At 42.0% G+C, this 7,959-nt stretch carries 12 protein-coding genes; 6 read left to right on the top strand and 6 right to left on the bottom strand.

Annotated elements, in window-relative coordinates:
* Positions 1-91 precede the first annotated feature (91 nt).
* Both LC605_RS15805 and LC605_RS15800 read left to right on the top strand, forming a co-directional pair.
* Positions 92-1,501, top strand: a complete 1,410-nt coding sequence (locus tag LC605_RS15805) for a hypothetical protein (protein ID WP_229548475.1) — start codon at positions 92-94, stop codon at positions 1,499-1,501.
* Positions 1,502-1,585: 84 nt separating this feature from the next.
* Positions 1,586-1,975: a hypothetical protein gene (locus tag LC605_RS15800; protein WP_229548474.1), complete on the top strand. Its 390-nt coding sequence runs from the start codon at positions 1,586-1,588 to the stop codon at positions 1,973-1,975.
* Here the strand turns inward: LC605_RS15800 and LC605_RS32970 are convergent.
* Complete coding sequence (locus LC605_RS32970) at positions 1,972-2,097, bottom strand: hypothetical protein (RefSeq protein ID WP_267868552.1); 126 nt, start codon at positions 2,095-2,097, stop codon at positions 1,972-1,974. The two genes, LC605_RS15800 and LC605_RS32970, sit on opposite strands and share 4 nt — an antisense overlap.
* Positions 2,098-2,532: 435 nt before the next feature.
* Positions 2,533-3,093 (bottom strand): hypothetical protein, encoded by a 561-nt coding sequence (locus tag LC605_RS15795; RefSeq protein ID WP_229548473.1) that lies wholly within the window; start codon positions 3,091-3,093, stop codon positions 2,533-2,535.
* A gap of 147 nt (positions 3,094-3,240) precedes the next feature.
* Between LC605_RS15795 and LC605_RS15790 the strand changes: the two genes are divergently transcribed.
* Entirely contained in the window at positions 3,241-3,408 is a 168-nt protein-coding gene (locus LC605_RS15790) for a hypothetical protein (protein WP_229548472.1), read from the top strand.
* A 72-nt stretch (positions 3,409-3,480) separates the two neighbouring features.
* Here the strand turns inward: LC605_RS15790 and LC605_RS15785 are convergent, their stop codons facing one another.
* The 3 genes from LC605_RS15785 to LC605_RS15775 form a co-directional block, all read right to left on the bottom strand.
* Positions 3,481-3,669, bottom strand: a complete 189-nt coding sequence (locus tag LC605_RS15785; RefSeq protein ID WP_229548471.1) for a hypothetical protein — start codon at positions 3,667-3,669, stop codon at positions 3,481-3,483.
* 241 nt (positions 3,670-3,910) lie between these two features.
* Positions 3,911-4,093, bottom strand: coding sequence for a hypothetical protein (locus LC605_RS15780; RefSeq protein ID WP_229548470.1), 183 nt, complete (start codon positions 4,091-4,093; stop codon positions 3,911-3,913).
* A 36-nt stretch (positions 4,094-4,129) separates the two neighbouring features.
* Entirely contained in the window at positions 4,130-4,423 is a 294-nt protein-coding gene (locus tag LC605_RS15775; protein ID WP_229548469.1) for a hypothetical protein, read from the bottom strand.
* A 188-nt stretch (positions 4,424-4,611) separates the two neighbouring features.
* Between LC605_RS15775 and LC605_RS15770 the strand changes: the two genes are divergently transcribed.
* From LC605_RS15770 to LC605_RS15760, 3 genes are all read left to right on the top strand, one after another.
* Positions 4,612-5,034: a hypothetical protein gene (locus tag LC605_RS15770; RefSeq protein ID WP_229548468.1), complete on the top strand. Its 423-nt coding sequence runs from the start codon at positions 4,612-4,614 to the stop codon at positions 5,032-5,034.
* A gap of 127 nt (positions 5,035-5,161) precedes the next feature.
* Positions 5,162-5,803, top strand: a complete 642-nt coding sequence (locus tag LC605_RS15765) for a hypothetical protein (protein WP_229548467.1) — start codon at positions 5,162-5,164, stop codon at positions 5,801-5,803.
* A 404-nt stretch (positions 5,804-6,207) separates the two neighbouring features.
* The gene (locus LC605_RS15760; RefSeq protein ID WP_229548466.1) at positions 6,208-7,074 is read left to right on the top strand and encodes a hypothetical protein; all 867 of its coding nucleotides are present in this window, start codon (positions 6,208-6,210) and stop codon (positions 7,072-7,074) included.
* A 267-nt stretch (positions 7,075-7,341) separates the two neighbouring features.
* Here LC605_RS15760 and LC605_RS15755 read toward each other — a convergent pair whose 3' ends face one another.
* Entirely contained in the window at positions 7,342-7,923 is a 582-nt protein-coding gene (locus tag LC605_RS15755; protein WP_229548465.1) for a hypothetical protein, read from the bottom strand.
* Between the last annotated feature and the right edge of the window lie 36 nt (positions 7,924-7,959).

Below are 7,959 nucleotides of genomic sequence, written 5' to 3'. Positions count from 1 at the left end.
TTTCCGGTCTAAAGACGTAATAAAAATTACATTTTAACTTAAGACTCGATCAGAATCACTTAGACTATAAGACATAGGTTAGCTTTGTTTTTTGGGCAAAGCCAACCGCAATTTTAAGACCAGCAAAAGATTAGACTTAGCTTTACAAATTGAAAAAGCTAAAACAGCACTAATTAATACTGAAATTAAAACTCGCCAAGAAATCCTAGAAACTCAAAACCAGAAACTCAAAAACCAGATTGATGAGCAAAACCAATCCATTAAACGCCAAGGTGATTTATACAGCATCCTCACCAAAGCTTTGGAGCAGCGTAATAAACTACAAGAGATTGCGAGGGATTTGGACAAAGCTGGTACAGATTTTATTATTGGGCAATTAGAGGTTCTATCAAGTATTGAGCGCAGCGAATATCGCCGCAAGCAAATAGCTGAATTTACTGAAAGTATTAAACTACAATCGCTCCGCAAACAACAGGAATTTGAAAAGCAGAGTTTACTCAACCAAATTGAGCAAAACCGCCTAGCTCTGGAGCGGGAAGTAATTCAGAATAGGATTAGTCAAGGTGAAAAGGTGGCTGCGATCGCATCAGCAAAAGCGGATATTGCGATCGCAGAAGCTGACCCCCGTAACAATTCAGAAGCGGGACGGGCTAAAATTGCGGCAATGCGCTTAAAGTTACAGTCTGAGCTAGACGGTCTTGGCTTATTACAGGCAGAGGGTGGGTTAATTTTCCAACAATTTAATAACCAGAAAGTAGCAGCCGAAGCGCAACTTAAACAGTTAAATCTGAAACAACAGTTAGATGAACTTAAGCAACAAGCAGCTTTTGCAAATTCTTTACCACCAGGAAAACGGCAACAGGCGCAGCGTGTTATTCAAGACAATATCTTCAGGGCACTTGGACAAGATGGTAGTAGTAATTTCTTCAATGCTGCGATCGCACAATCTCGTGGTGTAGCCAAGGAAAAATTTGGTACTTCTACTAACCCAGATGTTCTAGGGGCGATTAATCCAGAGTTGGGCGGAATCTTGGATGTAGTTGGTGGTAAGGCTGCTGCTGCTGCGATCGCTGATACTGTCCAATCTTTTAACCAACAATTTGGAAATACGGCCAATATCACTGGGGCGCTGACTACCGGGGTCGCTAGAACCCCGTTACAGTTACCTAGTGATGTGCAGCAAGTGCAAGCTTTGAGCGACCAAATCTTGAAAACTGCAAATCAGCCTCTTTCTGTTCTCGGAGGTGCAAGCCTTAAATTACCAGCACCTACAGAACGAGGTGTATTCCTCTCCCTTGAGAACTCTGGACAACTATTCAAGGAAGGTGTTAACAAACTGATTGACTATCTAAAAGACCAATCAATAACTACCAAGAAGGGCAGTACCTACAATATCAAGGTTGATGCACCTCAAAAAACTACTGCCACTTCAGGCAACGGCAACGAGACAAGCTTAGAAAATGTTCTTAATTATGCCAAGCAGATGGCGGGGGCTTATTAGTATCTTCACAAAAGTATCAGTAATTTACGTCTGGGGGGATCAAGCGATTGCTATCTACTATAAATTATTGCCACACTTTTATTTATGCGCCCTAACTTAGCTTTTGTACTACCAATACTTTTATCTTTGTTACAACCTGCTGTAGCCGAGCAACCAAGATGGCTGAAAATTGCAGACAATTCTGAATCAACTACCTTCCTTGATACAGAGTATTTGTTAAAAGTGAATAGATTTACATTTGTGCAAACTATTGAGCAATTAAACCAAATAAGCGAAGATAATACAGCTAAACAAATTATCAAATACCTATTCATTTGTGGGCGAAGGCTTGGAACCATACAATCAATTACAAAAATCGACAGCAGCGACGTAGTTCTTGATTACGTAATTAATCAAGAACTTAATAAATTAACAAAAGTTGTTGATCAATCGGTAGGCGGAATTGCTTATAAATACGCTTGCCCCAATTCCTAGCTTATTTTGCCCTGCGATCCAGGTGCGTTAACAACTGGCATAGCTACCTTGCGATCGCTTTCACCCTCCAACGTCCATTTCTGCTGCCCAATCCCAGATAGTAAGTTGGGTGAAGCTTTCATTTGTAGTTTTTGCGGGTCTTCGTTTTTTCTTTTTTATGCCGCCAAGGGTGCTTGGTGGATTGCTTGAAGAAGAGGCAAGGGAGCAGGGATCTCAAAGCTTGGGAGAAGGAACAGAAAGGGGGATTCGACCCCACCTGAACGAGAACCACTGGTGGAGAAGTGGGGGACTCAGACCCATGTTCCGCTCTGCTCCACGGCAGGAGTCAGGGGTCATTTCCCCAAGCTTTGAGCCCCCTTCCCCCTGCCTCTTCGTTGAAAGGGAAGATCCGCAAGGTGCGCGAGTGCTAGAAGTGAAACTATCTTCTGAACACCACAAAGTAGCCACTGCTTTTAACTTTTTATGCTTAAAAAATTAGCTTTATCAGCGATCACGGTTTTCGGTACAAGCTCATTTTCACTGCCTACAGTGCTGGCACAGAGTAGCAGTTGTAACAACTATTGGGTCAAGCCCTCCAAAAATTGCAGTTGTGCTGGTGTTACTTTATGGGTGAACACGCCAGGTTTAAATTGATCGCGCCACACATCAGCAGGGCAAAAGTTAATCTTGGCATTGATGGCGGATTGCTCATCTTCAGGGCGATCGCCTACCATCCAAACTTCCGTTACGTCTTTGCCTATCAATACATTATTTATCATCCCTGGGGATGGCTTGCGGCAAGAGATGAAATCACTTGGCAAAACAACGCGTAGTTTACCGCCGTAGGCATCGCAATCATCACGGGACACAAAATAAAGCTCTTTCCCTTCAAAATCTGGGCAGAAATATATTCTTGATAGTCCCGGAAATAGTTTTAACGTATTAGCCATTTCTTCAATTGTGCCAGCAATAGTTTTGAATCCGCTAGTGACACCGCCTTGATTTGATACTCCTACAACCAGCCAGTTGTTTTGATGAAAATGAGCGATCGCCTTATCCATTGAAATATTTTTGCGTTTGACAATTGATTCAATTTCAGCATTTAATAGGGTGCGTGAACTCGCTATCGCCGCAAGCAAATAGCTGAATTTACTGAAAGTATTAAACTACAATCGCTCCGCAAACAACAGGAATTTGAAAAACAAAGCTTACTCAACCAAATTGAGCAAAACCGCCTAGCTCTGGAGCGGGAAGTAATTCAGAATAGGATTAGTCAAGGTGAAAAGGTGGCTGCCATCGGATCTACAAAAGCGGATATTGCGATCGCAGAAGCTGACCCCCGTAACAATTCAGAAGCGGGACGAGCTAAACTTGCGGCAATGCGCTTAAACCCTTTTATTTACGATAAATCTATGCAGTATTATTGCCATGCGATCGGCGCTCATGGGTGGTAGATTTTTTTCTACCTTGCGATCGCTTTACCTAGATGAGATGCGCTGGCCTTGCGTTGCTGCATCTTCCACTAATCAAGCTTGTTGATTTATTCGCTTTCGCATTTCGGCTTCCAGTTCTTCTGGGGTGGTTACTGCCACACGTCCCGGTACAGTTTGCAATAAATCCATGTATTTGTGAAATGCTTCGGCATCATCGGGGTGCGATCGCACATAGGCTAATAATTCATGGCGTGTCATGTTGTCGAAATTAGGCTGACTCATAAAAGTGACCGTCCATTAGGGTAAATTTCTATTTCTATTGTCTCGCCGACCAGTACAAAGATTCTCTTAATGCGTTCGTCAAAACGCACTATGTTAATGGGCTGCAATAAATTGCTTGCCATCACACACACTCGGTACAACTCTTTTAATTGCTCTATTGTTGGCTCCATCTTCTTTGCAGTCTTGCGATTTAGCTAAAGACCCCCAGCAGTTGTTTAGACCCAGTGCTGGGGGTTTGTTTTTAAGCGATCACAGTTCCGTCAAGATGTGCGATCGCCCCGAATGCGTGAAAAGCAATCGCTTCTGCAGATGCAGGGCGATCGCTTTCATCATGATACCATTTGTCTTTCAAAAGGGATGCAGTTAACTTACCAAATAGCAAACCCGCCTTACCTAGTCGGTGGGGGCGGGTCTTCTTTTGCAACCAAAATTATTTTCTGTAGTTTTTGCCTCAATACTTTTATTTCTGCATTGAGGCTGTCAATTCCCCCTGGCGGAATTCCTTAATGCTTTCCAGTTGCTGCTTCACTTGGGCGATTTCTCGTTCTAATTTATTGATGCGATCGCCCGTCTCTTCATCATCTAAAGAAATTTCGCCCTTGACAAATTTTTCCGCCAGCTTCAGTAACGCTTCGCTCATATTCAGCCCTACTGATTCAGCCTTGGACTTAAATTGGCTTTGAAACTCATCCGATGTTCGCGCTCCTAGCCGAACATCTTTCCCATTGTCTTGTGCGCTTTTTGCCCTTACCATATCAACCCTCAAAACCATTGTAAATCAAGCATAGCACTCGTATCCCGGTTTTTCTTATTTTGTATCCCATTTGGTTGATGTTTGACCGACAAATGGGATACAGTAGATACAGAAACGCAAAAAGACGACCGCCAAGTTTTCTCAGGACACAGCGATCGCCTTTTATCACCCCTAACGAGGTATTAAAAATGAGATTAACATTCAAATCAGTTCAACAGCAAGCATCCTTCTCTGGCTATCAAGTAGAGAAAGCGCCAAATGGTTACACCGTCAACGGTCAAAAATTCCGTTTATTGGTTGAAGTTGCAGATTACCTTAACCATTGCTTAGAGGTTTCAGTAGCTCCTGAGTTGACCGTCAACGAAGTGCAGCAGCTAGCTTGTCAGATGGGTTTTTTAGTTCAACCGATGGATGAAAGTTATGGCATTTTCTACCAAGGACAACTGCTTGGTTTAGCTAAATTGCTTACTGAGGTTGTAATTGCGCTTCCCCAGTACAAAGAAGCGATCGCCAAGTACTACGAAGAAGAACAATTAGAGCAATCTCTTGCTCAAGCCAAACTAAACGACCATATCGAAGCACAAACCCAAACTCTAGCACCAGAATTTTGAAACTAGAAACTTTGTTAATAACTGCAAGTGCGGCTCTATCTCAGGTCAAACCCAGCTAGAGCAAGCATCCCAGAAACTCTCACGAACTGCTCAGGAACACATCACAAACTCTTCAAAAGAGTTTGTGATGTGTGTCTCTTCCACGCCAAACGAGATTTCCCAAGGTGAACAGACGGCTCACGCACCCTTGGGGGGTGCGTCGCCTCAGATTGTCGTTCGCGCAGCGTTCGCACCAGAGGGCGTGGAAGAGAAGCAAGAGGACTTGCCTGTAGCGACTGACTGCACGACGTTAAAACTTGTGGATGCTGCACAAAGTCAACCCACTTCGTTGTTAACTGAAAACCAGGATTCGGGTGATGAGCAGAAAGACCTTCATGAAGGCTTAAGTTCGGCCGTGCCATCCGTGCCGCATAAACAAAACCTTACAAACACCGACATATCAAATATTCTAGATGCTGCAAATCAGGGAGTTTGCCCCGACAAAGAGACGATTGCAGCCTTATTAGAAACGCCTTATGCCCGAAGTCTCTTGGGTGCAATTACCCTGAACCCGCAGTGGGGTATCAATTTGTCAGATTACTCCACAGTCCCGCAAGATTTTAAATTGCGATCGCAACGACTCAATCGACTTAAATCCTATGCGGCAAATTGTGAATGTCCACCTGTTGAATTCCTGCAAGAATGCCAAAATGACCCAGTACTGAAGATTCAACTCTCAAGCCTTGCTGCACGGGAGCATTGGGATATCCGAGAAATATTCTCTACTTAGGTCTTGCTGAATAGAAGTGTAATATAGACCAGATAAGGGTTTTAAGCGTTTTTCCAACAAACAAGTGCAAGACCATAACATAAGCGAGTCTCAAAACCCTTGCACAATCGTTAGCGTTGGCGCAGCCCGCTGGGGAGCAAAGCGTCTTGTAGAGTTGGCATCGCTGAGTAATGAAAGGAAACTGAGCGTTAAAATAATTCGTAATACCTCGACTTCGCGGCTCCTGAGCGTAGTCGTTCGCGGAGCGTCTCGTAGAGAAGGACGGCACAAGTTCGTAATTCGCTAATCTTGTTTTGTGTTAGCGAGTCTGCCAGCGTCCGGGGATTTAGTCCCCAACCCAAAACAAGCTGCTTGTAGAAGCTATGCAACTTTAACCCCCCAAACTTTGTTAAATATTATGTCAAATGACAATAAAGAAATCATCAGAGCTTGATAGCCTTATAAATTGCTTTGTGAAAGCCTATGAGTCTAGTAACTCTGTTAGTTACGAAACACTCTGCTTGCTAGATCCTCTGTTGTCAAATGGTTATAGGCGAAGAGTTGATAAAGCTCTGAGTATTGTAAAACAAAAATATGGTTATGATTTTCATGCTCGTCGAGAAGGAAAATATTGCAGATACTATCCTTTATGTGATGCAAGTATGCCACGATCTGGTTCAAGAGTCCATACTTTTTTGCTTGTCACATATCTTCAAGAAGCGCATAGAGCTAGAACTTTTGTAGACTATAAAACTATTAAAAAGACGTATCCAGATGCGTATATAGTTGATGCAATAAAAAAAGTAGAAAAGCGAGGATATTATTTTGATAAAGTTCCTGGAAAAGGTTACTGCCCAGTTCAAAAAAAGAACTTTATTAGTCGCGAACCTTCACAAAAGCAGACAAAAAGAAAGTGCATAAAAGATTTTATTTGTCTTCTCAAAACTTCCTACGAATCAAAAAAAAATATTGACTATGAGTCTCTTATAGCCATCCTACCTGAGATTTATCCTAGAGAACGGAATAGAGAGTATCTAAACCGTGCATTGAGAGAAGTTAAAGAAGAATATGGCTATAAGTTTCAACATTTAGAAGGCAAGGGATATCAGCCTATTTATGATGAAACAAAGCAATGCTGTGAATGTGGTGAGTCGTTCCCATCAGCAGAAGCTTGGGAGCATACCATTAATAACCAGTACGGCATATCTGTTTATTGCTCTGATTGCCAAGACAAGTACTATGTACATAAGTATAAAAAAACACTAAGTCAATCAGAATTGTCAACAAAGTAATAAGATTTTGACTTATCAATACCTTTGCCAAAATAAGAGCCTAGACAAATTTTGGCAAAACTGGCAAAATTAGTCGTACATAGGCGTTTCACTGAAAAGGGAGTTTTGAATCTGAAACCCTTGTGCTGCCGTTAATACGCTAAAAAAAGCTTGTGGTCAACCTTAAAGGAATTTTTAACACTGATTGTTTTTGCCAAGCCTCAGAGAAATCCGGTTTAATGCTTAGAGCATCATTGACTTACCCTCGTAAATTGGCGAAGGTATTGCTTATGAGAGTCTATTTGATGCTACTTGCTGTTTTAAAAGCTTGCGTGCGATCGCTTCTTCTTCAGGGGTCAGAGGCTGTTGGTCTTCTTCTAGGTCTAAATCTAATTCTAGATCATCCTGAATTTCTACGGCATCAACAGAAATAGATTCGTATGCGTCCACATTCGTAGTGCTTATATCCGAAACTGTTATTTGCCCTAAAATCAGACTAACCTGCTCGGATGTAAAACCATCATCAAGCTTTCTTAGCATCAACTTTAACTCTTTAATTTTCTTATCAATCGCTAACTTATCAGATTGAGATTTAGATTGATTTTTAGTCTTCTCCAAAATTGCAATATTTAAAGCAATCATAAATACTGAAATTTCTAAGGTATCAAGGGACAGTACAAATTCATTGGGCGATTTGTAGCTAACAATTCCTGAAGGAAGGGAAGGACACGCCGTACAGACTGCATACGCTACACGTGCATCATCTTCTGGTTGAGTCATCCCATTTTTCATTGAAGCCGCTATTTTACTAAGAATGGTATCACTGGAATTTTCAATCGCGTATTCGACACCACGTAATTTAAATTTCATCTAAACCTCCAGGCTAAATATTGCTGCTTTTTTGTT

It is taken from the genome of Nostoc sp. CHAB 5836, assembly GCF_020829445.1.
GTDB lineage: Bacteria > Cyanobacteriota > Cyanobacteriia > Cyanobacteriales > Nostocaceae > Nostoc.
This window is presented reverse-complemented; position numbering and strand designations above follow the sequence as displayed.

Excerpts from the sequence above, each read along its gene's own strand:
- LC605_RS15800 (WP_229548474.1), top strand. The coding sequence starts at position 1,586 with ATGCGCCCTAACTTAGCTTTTGTACTACCAATACTTTTATCTTTGTTA.
- LC605_RS15785 (WP_229548471.1), bottom strand. The coding sequence starts at position 3,669 with ATGAGTCAGCCTAATTTCGACAACATGACACGCCATGAATTATTAGCC.
- LC605_RS32970 (WP_267868552.1), bottom strand. The coding sequence starts at position 2,097 with ATGAAAGCTTCACCCAACTTACTATCTGGGATTGGGCAGCAGAAATGG.
- LC605_RS15775 (WP_229548469.1), bottom strand. The coding sequence starts at position 4,423 with ATGGTAAGGGCAAAAAGCGCACAAGACAATGGGAAAGATGTTCGGCTA.
- LC605_RS15755 (WP_229548465.1), bottom strand. The coding sequence starts at position 7,923 with ATGAAATTTAAATTACGTGGTGTCGAATACGCGATTGAAAATTCCAGT.
- LC605_RS15770 (WP_229548468.1), top strand. The coding sequence starts at position 4,612 with ATGAGATTAACATTCAAATCAGTTCAACAGCAAGCATCCTTCTCTGGC.
- LC605_RS15765 (WP_229548467.1), top strand. The coding sequence starts at position 5,162 with ATGTGTGTCTCTTCCACGCCAAACGAGATTTCCCAAGGTGAACAGACG.
- LC605_RS15760 (WP_229548466.1), top strand. The coding sequence starts at position 6,208 with ATGACAATAAAGAAATCATCAGAGCTTGATAGCCTTATAAATTGCTTT.